The organism is Myxococcus sp. MH1, from assembly GCF_059738865.1.
The window spans coordinates 7,097,903-7,116,144 of sequence record NZ_AP026947.1 but is presented as its reverse complement, the minus strand read 5'-3'; the positions used below and the strand labels follow the sequence as shown (position 1 = coordinate 7,116,144).

The 18,242-nt window shown below is 68.8% G+C and carries 18 protein-coding genes; all 18 read left to right on the top strand.

Going from position 1 to position 18,242, the window contains the following annotated elements; all coding sequences use genetic code 11:
* Positions 1-3 precede the first annotated feature (3 nt).
* Positions 4-987 carry a GspE/PulE/PilB domain-containing protein gene (locus AC6JA9_RS27665; RefSeq protein ID WP_223751684.1) on the top strand — a complete coding sequence of 328 codons (984 nt, stop codon included), beginning with the start codon at positions 4-6 and terminating at the stop codon, positions 985-987.
* Positions 984-2,009, top strand: coding sequence for an ABC transporter ATP-binding protein (locus tag AC6JA9_RS27660; protein WP_223751683.1), 1,026 nt, complete (start codon positions 984-986; stop codon positions 2,007-2,009). Before AC6JA9_RS27665 ends, AC6JA9_RS27660 begins: the two co-directional genes overlap by 4 nt.
* Positions 2,006-3,061 carry an ABC transporter ATP-binding protein gene (locus AC6JA9_RS27655; protein ID WP_223751682.1) on the top strand — a complete coding sequence of 352 codons (1,056 nt, stop codon included), beginning with the start codon at positions 2,006-2,008 and terminating at the stop codon, positions 3,059-3,061. Before AC6JA9_RS27660 ends, AC6JA9_RS27655 begins: the two co-directional genes overlap by 4 nt.
* A complete protein-coding gene (locus tag AC6JA9_RS27650) occupies positions 3,030-3,437 on the top strand; it encodes a DUF2085 domain-containing protein (protein ID WP_141324752.1) in 408 nt (135 codons plus the stop codon). Before AC6JA9_RS27655 ends, AC6JA9_RS27650 begins: the two co-directional genes overlap by 32 nt.
* Before the next feature lie 85 nt (positions 3,438-3,522).
* On the top strand, positions 3,523-4,152 hold the full coding sequence (locus AC6JA9_RS27645) for an RNA polymerase sigma factor (RefSeq protein ID WP_223751681.1): 630 nt from the start codon (positions 3,523-3,525) through the stop codon (positions 4,150-4,152).
* Positions 4,149-5,588, top strand: coding sequence for a zf-HC2 domain-containing protein (locus tag AC6JA9_RS27640; protein ID WP_497958089.1), 1,440 nt, complete (start codon positions 4,149-4,151; stop codon positions 5,586-5,588). The genes AC6JA9_RS27645 and AC6JA9_RS27640 overlap by 4 nt, the downstream gene beginning before the upstream one ends.
* Before the next feature lie 96 nt (positions 5,589-5,684).
* The gene (locus tag AC6JA9_RS27635) at positions 5,685-6,671 is read left to right on the top strand and encodes a TadE/TadG family type IV pilus assembly protein (RefSeq protein WP_141324755.1); all 987 of its coding nucleotides are present in this window, start codon (positions 5,685-5,687) and stop codon (positions 6,669-6,671) included.
* Positions 6,672-6,686: 15 nt separating this feature from the next.
* Positions 6,687-8,744, top strand: a complete 2,058-nt coding sequence (locus AC6JA9_RS27630; protein ID WP_223751679.1) for a TadE/TadG family type IV pilus assembly protein — start codon at positions 6,687-6,689, stop codon at positions 8,742-8,744.
* A 20-nt stretch (positions 8,745-8,764) separates the two neighbouring features.
* The gene (locus AC6JA9_RS27625) at positions 8,765-9,925 is read left to right on the top strand and encodes a TadE/TadG family type IV pilus assembly protein (protein ID WP_223751678.1); all 1,161 of its coding nucleotides are present in this window, start codon (positions 8,765-8,767) and stop codon (positions 9,923-9,925) included.
* Between the two features lie 19 nt (positions 9,926-9,944).
* Entirely contained in the window at positions 9,945-10,706 is a 762-nt protein-coding gene (locus tag AC6JA9_RS27620; protein ID WP_248546473.1) for a hypothetical protein, read from the top strand.
* Positions 10,703-11,524 carry a hypothetical protein gene (locus AC6JA9_RS27615; RefSeq protein WP_141324758.1) on the top strand — a complete coding sequence of 274 codons (822 nt, stop codon included), beginning with the start codon at positions 10,703-10,705 and terminating at the stop codon, positions 11,522-11,524. The genes AC6JA9_RS27620 and AC6JA9_RS27615 overlap by 4 nt, the downstream gene beginning before the upstream one ends.
* Positions 11,521-11,745 (top strand): hypothetical protein, encoded by a 225-nt coding sequence (locus tag AC6JA9_RS27610; RefSeq protein ID WP_046714745.1) that lies wholly within the window; start codon positions 11,521-11,523, stop codon positions 11,743-11,745. Before AC6JA9_RS27615 ends, AC6JA9_RS27610 begins: the two co-directional genes overlap by 4 nt.
* Before the next feature lie 32 nt (positions 11,746-11,777).
* Positions 11,778-12,518, top strand: a complete 741-nt coding sequence (locus tag AC6JA9_RS27605; protein WP_473571183.1) for a hypothetical protein — start codon at positions 11,778-11,780, stop codon at positions 12,516-12,518.
* A gap of 125 nt (positions 12,519-12,643) precedes the next feature.
* Positions 12,644-13,387 (top strand): hypothetical protein, encoded by a 744-nt coding sequence (locus AC6JA9_RS27600; protein WP_267700366.1) that lies wholly within the window; start codon positions 12,644-12,646, stop codon positions 13,385-13,387.
* A gap of 185 nt (positions 13,388-13,572) precedes the next feature.
* Positions 13,573-14,388, top strand: coding sequence for a Flp pilus assembly protein CpaB (gene cpaB / locus AC6JA9_RS27595; protein ID WP_046714742.1), 816 nt, complete (start codon positions 13,573-13,575; stop codon positions 14,386-14,388).
* Between the two features lie 39 nt (positions 14,389-14,427).
* Positions 14,428-15,273 (top strand): type II secretion system F family protein, encoded by an 846-nt coding sequence (locus tag AC6JA9_RS27590; RefSeq protein ID WP_141324761.1) that lies wholly within the window; start codon positions 14,428-14,430, stop codon positions 15,271-15,273.
* Between the two features lie 28 nt (positions 15,274-15,301).
* Positions 15,302-16,168: a type II secretion system F family protein gene (locus tag AC6JA9_RS27585; protein WP_223751674.1), complete on the top strand. Its 867-nt coding sequence runs from the start codon at positions 15,302-15,304 to the stop codon at positions 16,166-16,168.
* A gap of 11 nt (positions 16,169-16,179) precedes the next feature.
* Positions 16,180-18,210, top strand: a complete 2,031-nt coding sequence (locus tag AC6JA9_RS27580) for an FHA domain-containing protein (RefSeq protein WP_473571196.1) — start codon at positions 16,180-16,182, stop codon at positions 18,208-18,210.
* Positions 18,211-18,242 lie beyond the last annotated feature (32 nt).

Genomic DNA, 18,242 nt, shown 5'->3' with positions numbered 1-18,242 from the left:
CTTATGCGCAAGAAGATTGGCGAGCTGCTCGTCGAGTCGGGCGTGGTGACGGCGGAGCAGGTGAGGGTGGCGCTCGGGCAGAAGGGCGCTCCGGGGAGCCTGCGGCTGGGCGAGGTGCTGGTGGCGCAGGGGGCGTGCGCGCCCATCCATGTCGCCCGGGCGCTGGCCGTGCAGCACGGGCTGCCCTTCATCGAGCTGCCGGATGAGATCGCGCCAGCGGTGTCGTCGCTGGTGTCGTTGGACTTCCAGGCCGAGCACCGGGTGCTCCTCTTCCGGATGGAGGTGGAGGGCCGCAGCGAGCGCGTCCACGTCGCCGTGGAGGACCCGGGGGATTTGACGTTGGTGGATGAGCTGCGCTTCCAGCTCCGCAAGCAGGTGCGGGTCTTCGTCGTCGCGTCGGACGACCTGGACACCGCGCTGGCCCGGGCGCGGGGAGAGCCGCTGGACATCGTCGAGGCGGAGCCGCTGTACGAGGAGGAGGGCGCAGGTCCTCTCCCCGTGGCCGCGGGAACGCCACTGGAGTGGGAGATGCCGGAGACGCCGAAGCCCCCCGCAGCGAGACCACCCCCCGCCGCCGCTCCCGCGGCCCGTCGGCCCGGGACGCCGCCGCCTCCGCCCGCCGAGGCCCTGGGCGGCGCCGGGGGCGACTCGCTGGATGACCTGCTCGGCGTGAAGCCTCCGCCGCCCCGGCCTCCGCCGCCTCCCGTGCTCGAGGCCGACGACGGCAAGCCGCGCGTCCCGGTGGTGATGTTCGGTGGCGCGGCGAAGGGCTCGCAGCCCGCGCTGGCGCTCACGCCCACGCCGGACTTCTCCGACGACGACCTGGCCATCCTGGATGACCTGGAGCGCATGTCGCGGGGCGACGAGGCGGTGCTGGACACGGAGAAGGTGAAGCCCGCGCGCATGGTGGCCAGCCTCATCCGCCTGCTCATCCGCAAGGGGCTCATCCAGGAGGTGGAGTTCCTGGAGGAGCTGGCGAAGAAGTGACCTCCGTCGCGTCGCCCTCGGCGGAGGGGCCCCTGCTGGACGTCCGGGGCCTCACCGTGGAGCTGTCGCGGGAGGAAGGCCCGGTGCGCGCGGTGGACGGTGTGTCCTTCGCGCTGCCTCCTGGCGGCACGCTGGGCGTGGTGGGTGAGAGCGGCTGCGGCAAGAGCCTCACCGCGCTGTCCGTGCTGCGACTCGCGCCCCAGCCGCCCGTGCGGGTGGCGGGCGGCGAGGTGCTCTTCGAGGGGCGCGATCTGCTGACGCTCCCGGAGGAGGAGCTGCGGCGCGTGCGGGGACGCCACGTGGCCATGGTGTTCCAGGAGCCGATGACGTCGCTCAACCCCGTCTTCACGGTGGGCGAGCAGATTTCGGAGGGCGTGAGGCTGCACCTGGGCGCCTCGCGCTCCCAGGCCCGCGAGCGCGCGGTGGAGATGCTGCGTCAGGTGGGCATCCCCGCGCCCGGCGAGCGGGTGGATGCGTGGCCTCATCAGCTCTCCGGCGGCATGCGGCAGCGGGTGATGATTGCGATGGCGCTGGCGTGCGACCCGTCGCTGCTCATCGCGGACGAGCCCACCACCGCGCTGGACGTCACCATCCAGGCCCAGATTCTCGACCTGCTCAAGCGCCTGCAGGCCGAGCGCGGCATGGCGGTGATGCTCATCACCCACGACCTGGGCGTCGTCGCGGAGAGCTGCGACACGGTGGTGGTGATGTACGCGGGGAAGGTGGTGGAGCACGCGCCGGTGCGCGAGCTGTTCGCCCATCCGGCCCATCCGTACACCGCGGGGCTGTTGCGCTCGCTGCCCGCGCTGGGCGGCGAACTCGACGCGAATGCTCGCGCTCCCAGGATGAGACTGAGGGCCATCCCCGGCATGGTGCCCGCGCTGGGGCGACTGCCCTCCGGCTGCGCCTTCCGCGAGCGGTGTGAGCGGGCCACCGAAGAGTGCGCGCGCGTGATGCCGGTGCTCGAGCTCAAGCGCGGCTCGCAGCGCGCGGCCTGTCATCATCCGGTGCCCGCGCCATGAGCCCCGTCGAGCCGCTCCTCCAGGCGAGGGATGTCCAGGTGCACTTCCCCGTGCGCGCGGGCGTGTTGCAGCGCGTGCGCGGCGCGGTGAAGGCGGTGGACGGCATCAGCCTGGACGTCTTCCGGGGCGAGACGCTGGGCCTGGTGGGGGAGAGCGGCTGTGGGAAGAGCACGCTGGGGCGCGCGCTGTTGCGACTGGTGGAGCCCACCGCGGGCTCCATCCGCTTCGACGGGCAGGAGCTCACCGGCTTGTCCCAGCGCAGGCTGAGGCCGCTGCGTCGCCGGATGCAGCTCGTCTTCCAGGACCCGTATGCCTCGCTCAATCCGCGCATGACGGTGCGCGAGCTGTTGGGTGAGCCCTTCGACATCCACGGCCTGGCGCGTGGTCCGGGAGAGAAGGAGCGCGAGGTGCTCGCGCTGCTCGACGCGATGGGCCTGCCGCGCGAGGCGCTGGGGAGGCTGCCCCACGAGTTCTCCGGCGGGCAGCGACAGCGGCTGGGCATCGCCCGGGCCATCGCGCTGCGCCCGGACCTGGTGGTGGCCGACGAGCCCATCAGCGCGCTGGATGTCTCCATCCAGGCGCAAATCGTGAACCTGCTGGTGGACCTGCAGCGCGAGCGCGGGCTCACCTATGTGTTCATCGCGCACGACCTGAACATCGTCGAGCACGTGTCCACGCGCGTGGCGGTGATGTACCTGGGGCGCGTCGTCGAGCTGGCCCCTTCGGACAGGCTGTATCGCCGACCGCGCCACCCCTACACGCAGGCGCTGCTCGCGGCGGTGCCGGTGCCGGACCCGTCGCGGACCCGGACGCGGCTGTTGGTACCGGGCGAGCCGCCCTCTCCGCTCGCGCCGCCTCCTGGCTGCACGTTCCATCCGAGATGTCCCCACGCCATCGAGCGCTGTCGACGTGAGTCGCCTCCGCTGTATCCCCTGGACTCGGGGCACTTCGCCGCGTGTTTCCTGGCGGAGGACGCATCCCAGCGGGCTGCTCCCACTCCACCTCCCGGAGGGACCGACGGTGTTCTGGCTCAGTCACCATCACCCGGATGAGTACAACCGCACGTACCTCTTCGGCGGGCTGAGGCTCTGCGCCCGCTGTCTGGGGACCTACCCGGTGATGCTGGCCGGGCTGGTGGCGCTGTTCGTGGCGCGCGCGCCGCTGAGCTGGTCCTGGGACGTGCCCGCCGTGCTGCTGCTCACGCTGCCCGCGCTGGTGGACTGGGCGGTGGGCCGCTTCCGGCCCGCGGCGGGCTCCAACGCGGTGCGCACCGCGACGGGGGTCCTGCTGGGCCTGGCGCTCGCACGCTCGCTGCACGTCCACCTCCAGCGTCCCCTGCCTGGCGTGCTCCTGGCCCAGGCGGCGCTGGTGACAGGGGTCGCGCTGCCTGTCATTCTGGCCACTTACCGGAGACCACGACCGGATTAGACCCTCGCGCGCCGTCGTCCGTTATGACGGCACGGGTTGAGGGTGGGCCGGAAGTGAGCGTGGCTCCACGAGCGATGGGGGAGAGTTGGGACCGGAGACCTCAGACGAGCGCCTGATGCTCGCCTTCCAGGCGGGGGACGCTCGTGCGTTCGAGGCGTTGGTGCGAAGGCATCGGACACCGGTGTTCAACTTCATCCTGCGCTTCGTCGGGCAACGCGCGCGGGCGGAGGACGTGCTGCAGGAGACGTGGCTGAAGGTCGTACGCAGCGCCGGCGAGTATCAGGCGAAGGCCCGATTCACCACCTGGGTCTACACCATCGCGAGGAACCTCTGTGTGGACAGCGCGCGCAAAGAAAGCTACCGCCAGGCCGCGTCCCTGGAGTCGCCGGTGAATGGTGCGGACGGCGAGGACGGCCGGGCGCTCGCGGACGCGCTGCCGGATGGTGGCGCCAGCCCCGAGCGCGGCGCGCACAACGCGCGGCTGCGGCCCCTGTTGGAGCGCGCCCTGGCGGCGCTGCCGGAAGAGCAGCGCGAGGTGTTCATCCTGCGTGAGTACAGCGGCATCCCGTTCAAGGACATCGCCGACGTGACGGGCGTTTCGGAGAACACGGTGAAGAGCCGGATGCGCTACGCGCTGGACGGCCTGCGTCGCCGGTTGGCCGAACTGGGCGTGGATGGCGACCTCGTCGAGGATGGAAGGACGGTGGTGGGATGAAGCCGCAGAACCTCCATGCTCATGAGGACCGGCTCCTCGACTTCGCCTACGGCGAGCTCTCCACGACGGAGGCCCAGGCGGTGGAGTCCCATCTGCAGGGCTGCGTGCGCTGCACCCAGGCCCTGGACGACATCCGTGGCGTGCGCGTCACCATGTCGCAGCTCTCCGAGGAGCCCGCGCCGGACGCGGGCCTGGAGTCGCTGCTGGCCTACGCGCAGCAGTCCGCGCGCCGGGCCGCGGCGGGCCCCGAACCCAAGCCGTCCCGGTGGCGTCGCTGGTTCTTGCCCGTCGTGGGGCTCGCGTCGGTGGGTACGCTGGGCATCGTCTCGTTCATGGCCGTCTCGCCCGACTTGACCCGCCCCGACCTGAGGCAGGTGGAGGCCCAGGTGAAGAAGGCGGAGCCCACCTCCGTGGACGCCCCTCCGCCGCCCACCGCGGGCATGGCCCCGGCCCCCGCTTCGGCCGCGGCCGCCGCCGCGTACGCGGACTCGGCGCCGGTCGTCGATGGCGAGCTGGCGGAGGACCGGCTCATGCACGAGACCCGGCAGCGCGACGAGTTCGGCGAGCGGAAGAACCAGGTGGCCCGCCGCGCCGAGGACTGGGACCAGAACGGCAGCGGGGGTGGAATCGGCTCGGTGGGCCCTCGCGAGGCTTCCAGGTCCAAGTCGAAGGGCGCCCCTTCGTTGCCCACGGCCTCGCTCCCCGTCACATCGAAGCCCGCGCCGAAGGCCCTGGAGAAGCGCGCTCCCGTGAGCGACGAGCTGGAGGTTCCGCAGGGGAAGGTGGCGCGCCGGGAGCCGCTCCGGCTCGGAGGTTCGAGCGCGGCGAAGAAGGAGTCCAGCGCGGACCTGGACGACAAGTCGTCAGCGGACGTTGCTGCTTGGGAGGAGGCCGAGGGTGCCCCGGCGATGGAGTCCGCCGCGGAGTCGCTGCCCCAGGCCGTCGTCGCCCAGCCGCCGCCCGCACCGCCCCAGGATGATTCCGCCATCGAACGTTCGCTCGCCTCCAGGACGGCTCCGGCGGCCCCGGAGCCGACGAAGCAGCAGGAGGATGCCCTGGTGATGCGGCCCAAGAGCCCCAAGGCCGCCTCGACGGCTCCCGAGGCCGCGAAGGAGGACAAGGCCCGGGGCCCCTCCGTCCGTGAGCTGTCCCTCAAGGCCGAAGCCGCGTTCCGGGAAGGGGACCGGGCCCGGGAGGCGGGTCTCTTGAACCTCGCCCTGAACGCCGGGGCCTCCGGGACGGAGCGCATGGGTCTGCTCAACCGGCTGTGCGATGCCGAGCTCGCCCTGGGACGCCGACGTGAGGGGTTGGCCGCGTGTCGTCAGGTGATCCAGGAATCTCCGGGTTCCAGCGCCGCGCAGGCGGCCCGGCGACGCCTGAGCCGCGAGGCCGACTCGGCGGAAACCCCGGCCGAGCCTGCCCAACCCGCGCCGTAAGCCCGCGCGATTTTTCAATAAATGGGAGGCTGAAACCGTCCGGCGGTGTCCATTTGACCGATGCGTGCCGGAGGCGCTGATCGAGATAATGGCGCCATGGGAATGGAACAGGAAGAGCGGCCGCGAAAGGCGTCGGGCCGTCAATCCGGGCAGGCGGCGGTCGAAGCGGCGATGATCATGCCGCTCGCGGTCTTCATGACGCTGGGCATCATCCAGCTGACGCTGATTCAGCACGCGAAGCTGATGACCGAGTACGCCGCCTACCAGGCCGCGCGCGCCGGCGTCGTGTGGAACGGCAACAACGAGCGCATGCATGACGCGGCCATCGTCGCGCTGCTGCCGACGTTGGGGCGCACCGACGACATCGGCAACCTGGCGAAGACCTTCGCCATCCATCAAATCTACGACTCCGCGATGCGCACGCTGAACTTCGGCGGCGGCGTGGTTCCTCGCACGGTGAACGGCTCGAACCTGTTCGGCCTCATCCGCGTGGACACCATCAACCCGGCGTACTTCACGCCCATCGACACCATCTGGAAGCTGCGCAGCGGCTACAACTGGCAGGAGCTGGACTTCGACGGCGCGGACAGCTTCCCGGAGGTCCCGTCGCTGGAGAGCAACATCCGCAAGTTCTTCAACCTGCCGGAGCCGGACAGCTCCGAGCTCGTCTACCGGAAGGCCACGCGGCTCACCATCCGCCTGCGCTACTTCTACGAGATGAAGGTCCCGTTCGCGAACTGGATCATCTTCACGTCCTGGTACGCGTCCAACGCCCAGGTGGCCCTGCGCGGCGCCATCGACCGCGCGACGCTCGCGCCCCGGGCCAACATGATGTCCGACGGCGGCAACCTCACGCCGCTGGCCGCGATGGCCAAGGGCATCGACCACGAGCAGGGCTACAACTCGCTGTACCCCGCCGAGATGTGGGTGCTCTGGGGGCTCGCCACCGGCAGCATCCCGTTCGTCTCCAGTCTCGTCGGCAAGCGCTACTTCATGCCGCTGACGGCCACCTACACCATGCGCATGCAGTCCAACTTCCACCGGAAGTGGATCATGCACCTCAACCCCGACTGGGGCCTGTAAGAGGACGCACGCACCATGTTCACTCGAATCCTCCGACAGAGCTTCCAGCGCCAGGAGGGCCAGGCCCTCATCCTGGCCGCCTTGATGGTGCTGGTGATGTCCATCGCCGTGCTGACCACGGTGAACATCGGCCACACCGTGCACGAGCGCGTGCGCCTGCAGAACACCGCGGACGCCGCCGCCTACTCGATGGCCGCCATGGAGGCGCGCGCGTTCAACTTCTACGCGTACGCCAACCGCACGCAGGTGTCCCACTACGTGTCGGCCATGATGTGGCACTCGCTCATCTCGGTCATCTACTCGGCCGAGGCGTTCTTCACGGACCTGTTCGGGTTCATGAAGACGCTCAACCCGTGCGCCGGCAAACGCAAGAAGCTGTGGATCGTCTTGTGTCCCATCATCGAAGTGATTCCGTACGTGGGACAGGTCATCAAGGCCGTGAACAAGATCATGACCTTGTACAAGACGGTCTTCCTGCAGCCGTTCCAGCGCATCCTCAAGGCCGCCAACCCCGACAAGTGGTTGGGCAAGTTCCTGATTCCAGCGCATCGGGTGCTCAACGGCGCCATGTACTTCATGTCCCAGGCGGTGATGATGTCCGCGTCGACACACGTGACGCAGACGACGCAGGGCGTGCTGGACGCGAACGACACCAAGCTCAACTCGCTGGCCAGCCAGCTGGCGACGGGCATCTACAGCCAGTGTCTCTTCAGCCAGGCGCACAACTCGCACGCGGGCGGCAAGCCCCTGAACCCTGGCACGTGGAAGAACCCGTTCGGCGCGCTGGACGTGACGAAGTACAAGGCCAACGACGACATCGCCCGCGCCAAGCGCTCCATGGGCGGCATCACCAACGCCACGCGCTACGCGTGTGACCACGAGGGTGGCATCTGCCCCGAGCGCTTCACCACCTCGCGCGAGCTGGGTGACATCCTCCCGCTGCCGGACGCGCTCGGCTTCCTGCGCGACATGCTCAACAACGGCGTGAACGCTCCGGGCCTGATGGAGTTCAAGAAGATGGGGCAGACGCGCATGCTGTCCGCGACGTTCCCCACCGCGAAGAGCATCATGGATTCGCGCAACTACATCCGCGACTGGAACGACAACCTGAGCCCGTGGGGCATGACGGCGCAGGGTGACAACATGGGCGCGGACGACCTGTACTGGCTCAAGCTGGGCCCCGCCGAGGTCGACGTGGGCGTGGGCAAGGCGGACAACCCGCTGTCCTGCAACAACAAGGACCCGTACACGCGCTGCTTCGGTGACAACCGCAAGGGCCTCAACGACAAGGGCGGCATCAAGCTGCCGTACCGTCACACCATGAAGCCCAGCGTGTGGGCGCTCAACGACAAGGACACCGGCAGCGTCAAGGGCGGCGTCCACTGGCGCATCCACTACCCCCAGAACAGCGAGGGGTGGCGCAACCACCGCGCGCCCAGCGGCGCCGAGCGCGAGGTGGGCATCCACCGCGAGAAGGTCTGCGTCCTCCAACTCGTCGTCTGCTGGTTCAAGGTGGACGTGTATACGGCCAACGTGCGTCCGGCCCAGGACGGCAACCACCCCTGGGGTGGCGTGACGCCGTTCATGCACTTCGAGCCCGGTCAGTACTCGGGAAGCACCTGCAACCCGATGGCGAACGCGGCGAACAACGCCATCGCCGAGCGCAAGTTCGACTTCAACCAGCCGTCGGCCTGGGTGGCGCTGAACAAGTCTCCCGAGGACGTGGTGAACAAGGAGAACGCGGACGGCACGGGCTCCAACGCGCCCGCGCTCCTCAACGACGACGGCAAGGTGAAGTTCTCCTTCACCGCGGACTCGGAGGGGCTGGAGATGCTCAACAACCGCAAGAAGTTCCTCAGCCTCACCGAGGGCCTCAACGTCATCTCGCGCGGTCAGAGCTACTACCACCGCCCGGGCAACTGGACCGAGCAGCCCAACTTCTTCAACCCATACTGGCGTCCTCGCCTGGCGTCCGTGTACCAGGGGCGCAACCAGCTCCCGGTCGTCGGCAGCATGCTGGACGCGCTGCCCGGCGCGCTCCAGGGCTTCGCCCCGAAGGTCATGACGCACTGAGGACCGCGATGAGAGCCCCCATGTCCCGCAAGAGTTTCCGGCGCGGTGCCGCCACGGTCGAGTTCGCGCTCTCCGTGCCGCTCCTCGTCATGATTCTGATGTTCAGCATGTACCTGACGGAGTTGGTCCGGGCGAAGCTGAAGCTCCAGGAGATGGCGCGCTACGCCGTCTGGGAGATGACCAGCTACTCCCTGTCTGACTTCGCCAAGGGCAACCACGACAACGCCTTCGAGGACGCACGTCAGGAGGCGCACACCGAGCTGGTCGAGCGCTACAAGGACATGGACTCGGTGGAGCCCAACGGCACGGTGGGCACGTTCATCGCCCGCTACGGCAACGTGCAGGGCACCATCACCAACAAGGAGATTCCCTTCCTCGAGTCCGGGATGCTGGGCGGTCCCGGCAGCACGGGAGAGGGTGGCGGGCTGGGCGCCGGGGTGATTGGCATGCTCAACTCGGGCGCCGGCTCGGTGCTCAACATGTGGGGCTTCAACAACAAGGGATGGGTCGAGTCCGAAGTCACGATGAACTTCGACAACGTCATCATCCCGCGCAGCTACCTGGACGAGTCGGGGCAGGGCGGCTTCTTCAAGTCGGACACCTTCGGCGGGCAGGACCTGGCGAGCATCCCCATGCGCTCGCGCTACTCGATGTACGCCAACGGCTGGAACATGCCGGACGGCGGCGACGCGGTGGTGCGAGACAGGCGAGCGGGCAACCACCGCTCGGGCAGCGACCCGCACGGCATGCACGTGCAGGTGGGGCGGATGAAGTTCCTGGGCCTGACGCAGGCGCTGGATGGCAGCGTTGGCAGCGTGCTCAGCTTCCTGGGGAGCTTCCTGCCGAACTTCTTCGGCACCTATGTCGTCGCCCGCAACTACGGTATCGATCCCCAGCAGAAGGGGAACTGCAACGGCCTGACGGGGTACGACAGCTCGGCGAGCAGCGGTCTGCACGCGATGCGCGACCTGCTGGACAACGACCGGCCGGACTGCTTCGACACGGCGCCGTTCCGCGATGAGATGACGTACGGGGACAGCAACTACATCAAGCTGTTCATGGCCCGCGGTCCGCACTTCATGGGCTGCAAGAAGGCCATGGCCGACGACCCGTCGGACCCGGACGCCAACCAAGAGGCGACGAAGAAGGATGAGCAGGACAACAAGATTCGCTGCGAGTAGGGCCGCGGCCCTCGGGCTGGTGCTCGGCTGTGCGCTGGGGGCCTTCGGGCCGGCGCGCGCGGCCGAGCAGCAGGTGCCCGTGTATCCGGGCACCGTCCACACCCGCATCGGCAACGACCTGGTCATCGGCGGGGAGTACTACCGCCTGGCCTACTTCACCACGACCGACCCCATGAAGAAGGTGGTGGCCTACTTCGCGCAGAAGTGGCGCGACGAGGGCTACCCCACCGTGGTGGAGGGCGACATGGAGGAGGAGGCCGTCGTCTCCGCGCTCTTCACGCGCGAGGGCCTGCAGCGCGGGGTGGTGCTGCGCATGCACGCGGGCAAGACGGTGGGCTTCACGGCTCTGCGCGATTTGTGGTCGCGTCCGCCGAAGACGCCGCCGCAGGGCCTGGTCAAGCTGGAGGGCACGCTCTACAGCCAGGACCTGGCGACGCGCGACGACCCGGGCGGCTCGCAGAACCGCACGTCCCTGGTGACGGGGGACCTCAACGACGTGCAGCGCCGCGTGGACGCGGAGCTGGAGCGCCAGGGGTTCTCGCCGGTGCGCAGCACGGTGACGAAGCTGGGCGGTGGCACGCAGGTGACGATGGAGCACGCGCGCAAGGGCGAGCAGGTGATGACGACCATCTCCGAGGTGGACGAGGGCATGTCGACCGTCCTCCAGACCTGGGTGGGCTCGGACCGTCCGGACGCGGTGCCCAACGACGACGCGGTCCGCAAGAGCCGCGAGGCCTACGAGCAGGAGCAGAAGGCCAAGACGAAGGGGACGGGCAAATGAGGGCGACGTGGGCCGTCCTGGCGGTGGTGTTGATGGCGGCGTCGGCGCGCGCGGAGGAGAGCCCCGCGGCGCGCGAGGTGATGAACCACCTGACGCGCGGCGCGCGCAACACGCGCGTGGGCGATTGGGTGACCTACCGCTTCGACGGCGGCGCGGGTGGCCAGCGCATCTACTACTGGCGCATGGCGGTGGTGGGGGAGGAGAAGGACAAGCAGGGCCGGGACGCGGTGTGGGTGGAGATGGAGGCGGGCACGCACCCGGCCATGAAGTCGCCCCTGATGCAGATGCGCATGCTGGTGGCGCGCGAGGGCGAGCAGATCCAGTACGACGCCATCTCCCGGCTCTATGTGGGCGGCCCCACGGACCGCCCGCAGGAGTACTCGCAGGAGGCCCTGGACCACGTCATGAAGAAGATGGGGCAGGAGGCCAAGGACGACAAGCTGCCGCACCCGGACGAGGACAAGGAGCCGCTGCCCGCGGGGCTCAAGCCCGTGCTACGCTCCAGCAAGGAGATGCGGGTGATGACGCTGGCGGGGACGGTGTCGGCCGTGCAGATCGAACTGGTCGTGAAGAAGACCGTCGTCAAGCGGATGTGGATTTCCCGCGAGATTCCGTTGATGCAACTGGCGAAGATGGAGATTCCAGGCATCGCCCATTCGATGGAGGTGGCGGAGTACGGTATCGACGCCAAGCCGCGAATGGTGCTGCCGCCTCCGTCCGCCCCCAAGGTCCGCCTGGAGTACGCGGACCGTGTGTTCCCCAACCTGCCCGACATGGACGCGCCGCAGGACGCGGCCCCGGAGGAAGCCTCCCCATGAGCATCCCCAAGACGCAGCGCCGGCGCGCCTCCCAGCGCGGCCAGGCCATGGTCGAATACTCCATCCTCAACTGGGTCCTCGTCGTCGCGCTCATCATCGGCGGGTCGGTCAAGGTCCGGTGGACGGATGACGTGCAGTCGAACGTCATCGACCTGTTCATGCGCTCGTACCAGATCTACTACGACTCGTTTTACTTCGTGCTGAACCTGCCGTTCCCGTGACGGACCGGAGCACGGTGGGGGCGCCGTCCCCCTTGGGACTGAGGCTGGTGCACGCGGCCGCCTTCCTCGCGATGGCGGGGGGCGTGCTGTACGTCTCCGTCCCCGAATGGCGGCACGTCGTCGGAGTCCTCGGACACGCGTTCCATGTCGGCCCCCTGCCGCGCTGGACGCTGCTCGGGGGCTCCGTGGTGGCGGTGCTCGCGGTGCTGCGTCTGGTCTGGGCGCTGGTGCGCGGGCACTCCGCGCCGCTCTGGGCGTCGGGCGCGGTGCTGGTGGCCGTGGCGGGCGCGGTGGCGGCGGGCGACGGGCGGCCCCTGCGCGAGGCTCGCGCCGAGGAGACCGCCAACCTGTCCATCCTCCGCGTGGGGCGCCGGGTCCATCTGACGATGGTGCAGGAGCTCCAGGCGCACGGAGAGGTCCCCACGGAGCGTGGGGACTGGAGCACGGCCCTTGAGGTGGCGGGGCCCGTGAACGACCGCGTGCGCACGCGCGCGTTGAGCGCCGTGCCCATGCGGCTGGAGTGGCTGGAGTCGGATGACGACCGTCCCGCCACGCTGGTGCCTGGAGCGCTGTGGGTCCACGTCACGCCGGACGGAGTGGGCTTCAGCGTGCGCATGGTCGGCCTGCGGGAGGGCGAGCCCGCGATGCTGCTGGATGAGCGGGGGCGGGAATTGATTCTGCGCGGCCTCTACAATCCGGACCTTCCGCCCATGCAGCAGCCCTCGGCGTCGCCCCTCGAATCGCCGCATCCTTCGCACACTGCTGGACACTGACGCGTTCCTTGCGCGTCGGTGTTGCCGAGGACCCGGGACTCGGCGAGTCTCGGGATACCTCATGACGCAGTGGCTCGTGGCCGGAGGAGTCGCCTGCGCACAACGACGAGGACAAGGAGCGCGACATGGCGCATGCGGCCTGGAAGTGGATGGTCGTCGCGGTGGGTGTCGGGGCAGGGGTGCTGGCGTGCAGTGATGACGACGACGGGGGCGGTGGCGGCGGCGGGGATGGCGGCTTCACCTTCGACGCGGGCGTGAACCTGGTGCGGCCCGGCTTCGGCGAGGACCCGGGCCGGCCGGTGGGCAAGACGTTCGTCTTCCCTCCGGGCGTGGAGCTCGCCGGGGTGCCGTACGGCGCCAGCGACGCCACGAAGGACTGCGGCAACGGCGTGGCGCCCATCGGAACGGGGCCCGCGGTGCTGGTCTGCGTGCCGCTGCGCAACACCACGGGTAGCCCCGTCGAGGTGACGTTCGAGCCGGGACTGGTGGTGCTCAACACGGCGCCCAGCCGCATCCAGAACGGCATGCTCATCGGCCGTGAGCCCATCACGGTTCCCCCCACGGGCACGGGCCCCGGCGGCGTCGACGCGGGCACGGATGGCGGCAGCGAGGAAGAGGTCTTCCTGGTCCCGCTCCACATGTACTGCCTCAACGAGGCGCGTGGCCCCTCCGAGGAGGGGGGCACCTTCGAGCTGGGCCCCGTGTCCACGGACCCCGACATCGTGAGGCTGCTGCAGCTCCTGGAGAACAAGGTCATCGCCAACGAGGATGACGCCGACGTGGTCCAGGATGCGATCTACAGCATCACCGAATACAACGGGTTGACCGCCGAGGACCTCGCCGCCATCAACGGCCTCAGGAACCGTTGACGCAACCCAGCGATTCGACAGGGTTGGCGCGGGATTCTGTGCTGTCGCGGGAGGTGGTTTTGACACCTGCTGTATCGCACGGCTAACATCCCGCGCCGTCGGCGCCGATGTGCGCCTTTTTGGAATTCAACACCCCTCGACTTCGCCGCCGAACGGCGCCCCCCCGTTTTGGAGGTTCCTGAACCATGCTGAAGGGCAAGACTCCGCTCGTCGTCGCGCTCGTGCTCGGCCTTCTGGCCGGCGTCATCGCGTACTCCGCCATCAAGAAGAAGGAGGCGGATGTCCGCCGCGGTTGGAACCTGGTGCCCGTCGTCGTGGCGGCTCAGGATGTCCCCGAGGGTACGGTCATCACCTTCGAGATGATCTCCCAGCGCTCGGTCCCCGAGCAGTTCGTCACCTCGTCGGTGGTCCGTCCGGACTCGGCGTCGTACGTGGTGAACCAGAAGGTGCTGGTGGCCCTGCAGGCGGGTGACCCGCTGCTGTGGAGCCAGTTCGAGACGACCAAGGCCGCCGAGCGCCTGTCCTCGAAGGTCCAGAAGAAGATGCGCGCGATGACCATCGAGGCGAAGAACACCACCTCCGTTGGTGGCTGGATCCGCCCGAACGACCACGTGGACATCATCGGCACGTTCCGCGACCCGCAGACGGACGAGAACGTCGGCGTGACGCTGCTGCAGAACATCATCGTGGTGGCCACCGGCAAGATCACCGGCACCACCAACGTGAACCTCATCCCGGAAGGCCAGCGCGACTACAACAACGTGTCGCTGATGGTGCTGCCGGAAGAGGCGGAGATCCTCGTGCTCGCGGCGGAGCTCGGCGCGCTGACGCTGTCCTTGCGCAACGAGGACGACGTGGACCTCATCGAGGAGCGCGGCCGCGCGACCATCAGCACGCTCCTGTCGGGTGAGCGCACCCGCGTGCTGGAGGCCAAGCGCCGGGAGATCATCCAGATCATCAAGGGCAGTGGCGACAAGGCCGCGGCCGCGGGCGCCCAGTAGTCGGCGCCACGGCGCCCTCGTCCTCAGGGAAGCACGCCCATGCTCGCAGGAATCGTCCTCCTCCTCGTCACCGGCTCGGTCTTCTTCTTCAGCCTGGTGATCTTCAGCGTCCTCTCGAAGGCGTACGAGCAGTACCAGGAGCGCTACGTCGCCAAGTCGATGAACGACTTGAGCGACATGTTCCTGTTCATCGACGCGCGGCAGATGTTGGTCCTCAACATCGCCAGCATGTGCTTGCTGGGCATCCTCACCTACATCATCTTCAACCCCATCCTGGCGGTCATCGCCACGGTCTTCGGCTTCTTCCTGCCGATGATCATGGTCAAGCACTACCGCAAGCGGCGCATCAAGAAGTTCAACGTCCAGCTGGTGGACGCGCTGCAGGCGATGGCGAACGCGTTCAAGGCCGGCCTCACCTTCCCGCAGGCCATCGAGCACGTGGCGCGCGAGGCGATGCCTCCGCTGTCGCAGGAGTTCGGCCTGTTCGTGAAGGAAGTGAAGCTGGGCGTGCCGCTGGAAGAGGCGCTCATCAACATGGGCCGCCGGGTGGGCAGCGACGACCTGGAGCTGGTGGTGGTGTCCACCAACATCGCGCGCCAGCTGGGCGGCAACATGGCGGAGATGTTCGAGACCATCTCCACGGTGATTCGCGAGCGCTTCCGCCTGGAAGGCAAGATCGACGCGCTCACCTCGCAGGGCAAGCTGCAGGGGTGGATCGTCGCCGCCATGCCGGGCGTGCTCGGCATGGTGCTCAACTACATGCGGCCGGACCTGATGGAGCCCATGATGAACCACTACTTCGGGTGGATCCTCGTGGTGCTGATCGCCATCATGGAAGTGATGGGCATCCTCATCATCCGGCGCATCGTCAACATCGACATTTGAGGGGTGCCCGGTGGATATCCTGACGCAAGTGTTGGTCGGAAGCTCGGCGCTGCTCTTCGCAGGCGCGGTGGGCTTCCTCGGAATCGGTCTGTACCAGGTGCTCCTGGAGCGCTTCCTGTCGGAGGTGCGCGACGAGTCCCAGGGCGGCATGAAGGGCTTCGGCTCGGTGGCCATCCGCCGGCTGGGTGCCATGAACCGCCGGTTCATCTGGCCCAGCTACGAGGCGAAGTCGCGCCGCAACCTCATCAAGGCCGGTGAGCCCCAGGGCTACAAGCCCGAGGACATGATGGCGCTGCAGGAAGTCAGCGCCGTCGTCGGCCTGTTGATGGGCCTGTTCATGCTCAACGGCCTGGGCCAGAACCTGGTCTGGTCGCTGCTGTTCCTGCTGTTCGGCATGTACTACCCGCTCCTGTGGCTGAACGACCAGGTGAAGAAGCGCCACCTGCTCATCAGCCGCGCGCTGCCCTACAACCTGGACCTCCTGACGCTGTCCGTGGAGGCCGGTCTGGACTTCACCGCGGCGCTGGCGAAGGTGGTGGAGAAGGGCAAGGCGGGCCCGCTGCGCGAGGAGCTGCAACTGGTGCTCAAGCAGCTGAAGATGGGCAAGACGCGTGAAGAGGCCCTCAAGAGCATGATTGTGCGCGTGGACCTGCCGTCGCTGACGACGTTCGTCACGGCGCTCATCCAGGCGGACAAGATGGGTACGAGCCTGGGCAAGGTGCTGCGCATCCAGTCCACGCAGATGCGCATCGACCGCACGCAGCGCGCGGAGAAGCTGGCCGGCGAGGCGCCGGTGAAGATGCTCTTCCCGCTCATCGCCTGCATCTTCCCGACCGTGTTCATGGTCCTCTTCGGACCCATCGTGTTCCAGTTCTTCTTCGGTGAGCTCGCGTAGGGGGAAGTCCTCTGCCGATTCTCCTCTCCATCACGAAGGGGCTCCAGGAAGGACGCGAGCTCGTCTTCGAGCAGGCCGAGGTCAAGATCGGCCGCACCTCGGAGAACGACGTGGTGTTGCATGACCACGGCGTCTCCCGGCAGCACGCTCGCATCGTCCTGCGTGCCGGGCAGTACTACGCCGAGGACAACGGCAGCTCCAACGGCACGGTGCTCAACGGCAACCTGCTGAAGGGCGAGCAGCTGCTGCGCGACGGGGACCGCATCGGCGTGGGGCCGGTGGAGTTCACCTTCCTGTGGGTGCCGCCGGATGGGGACGTGGACGCCACGCGGCCCATCCGCCGCGCGCCCCCGCAGCCCTCGGTGGTGCTGGAGCAGCCGGACCAGGAGTACCTGCCCACCGGAGAGCTCCCCGCCGTCGCTCCCGTGGCGCCGTCCTCGTCGAACCCGCCCAGCGGCAAGCGTCCGCTCGTGGCCCCCGCGGCGCCGCTCCCCATCCTGCCGTCGCTCGCGTCCCTGTCCGAGCCGGCGCCGACCGCCTCGAAGCGCCCCTCCGTGCCGCCGGTGCCCCCGGTGTTGGTGCCCCCTCCAGCGCCGCCGCAGGAGGACCGCACCGAGCTGAACCTGGCGCCGGTGGTGATGGTGCCGGTCCTCACCTCGCGGCCCCTGCCGCCCCCCGTGCTCCCACGCGAGGAGCACACCGAGGTCCTCCCTCCCGCCCGCGCCGCCATGCCCCCGGTGCTCCCCGTCGAGGAGCGCACCGAGGTGCAGCTGACCCTCTCACCCGCCCTGCTGGGCGTGCCCCTGGCGCCGCCGGTGGAGGAGCGCACCGACGTGCTCCTGGCCGCGGTGTCGCCGCCCATCGCCACCGCCATGCCTCCGGGGTTGCTGGAGGAGTCCATCCCGGAGGAGCGCACGGAGCTGGCGCTGCCCACGCTCGCGGCGGTGGGGCTGCTGGAGAGTCCCGCGGACGAGGACTCCACCCGACCCATCGTCCGGCTCGCGAAGCCCGTCGCCGCGCTCGCCCCTGGCGTGGAGGACGCGCCGACGCTCGCGCCCCCTCCCGTCGTCGCCAAGAGCGCGTCCGCTCCCGGGGCCACCGCCGCGGACCGTGCGCGCGAGCGACGGGCGCTGTCGCGGAGCCGGGGAGGGCAGTTGGTGCTCGGGTGGCGCGGGCTGTCCCTGCCCCGCAAGCTGCTGACGGGCGCGGTGCTGCTCCTGGTGCTGGGGGGCGTGTCGGTGGGGCTCGCCGCCGTGTTCCTGCCCGGAGGGGTGGGCCTGGGCGGCGCTCGCGCGGAGCCCTCGAGCCTGGGCCTGGAGGCCGTGACGGACTCGTTCGGGCTGGGGGAGGGGGTGCGCTGGGAGCACCCGGACCAGAAGTCCTTCGAGTTCCAGTTCGTCGCGCCCACCCGCGCGGTGGCCCTGCTGCACTACCAGGCCAGCGGCGTGTCCAAGGAGGAGGTCGCCCTGGTGCTCAACGGGGTGAACCTGGGCTGGGTGCCACCGGATACCACCACCACCGCCGAGCGGGAGCTGGAGCACATCCTCCCCGCCAGCGCCCTCAAGCGCGGCGTCGTCAACACCTTCGCCTTCGACAACGTCCGCAACCCCCCGGGCAACGAGACGTGGCGGGTGTGGAACCTGCGGCTGGAAATCATCCCCGTGCCGGAATTGCCGCCCGAGCAGCTTTTGGAGCAGGCGCGCGAATATGCCTCCACGGGCCGGCGTTTCTTCGACTCGAAGGGGGTGGGGGCGGAGAACCTGTTCCGGGCCTGGCAGCAGTTCCGCTTCGCCTGGATTACCCTGGAGGCCCTGGACACGCGGCCGGAGCTGTACGAGGACGTCCGGTATCAGCTTTCCCAGGTCTCCTCCGAGCTGGACCACCAATGTGCCCAGCTCATGCTCGAATTCCAACGCAGTGTGCAGTTCCGCAGCGCGAAGAAGGCCCGGGCGGCTTTGCAGGAAGTCAGCAGGCGCTTCCCTACGACAGAGCATCGCTGCCACAATCTGGCCAAGGAAAAGGCGTTCGAGCACGAGCTGTAGCTCTCGTGCTCTTTTCAGGAAGTCGGTGATTG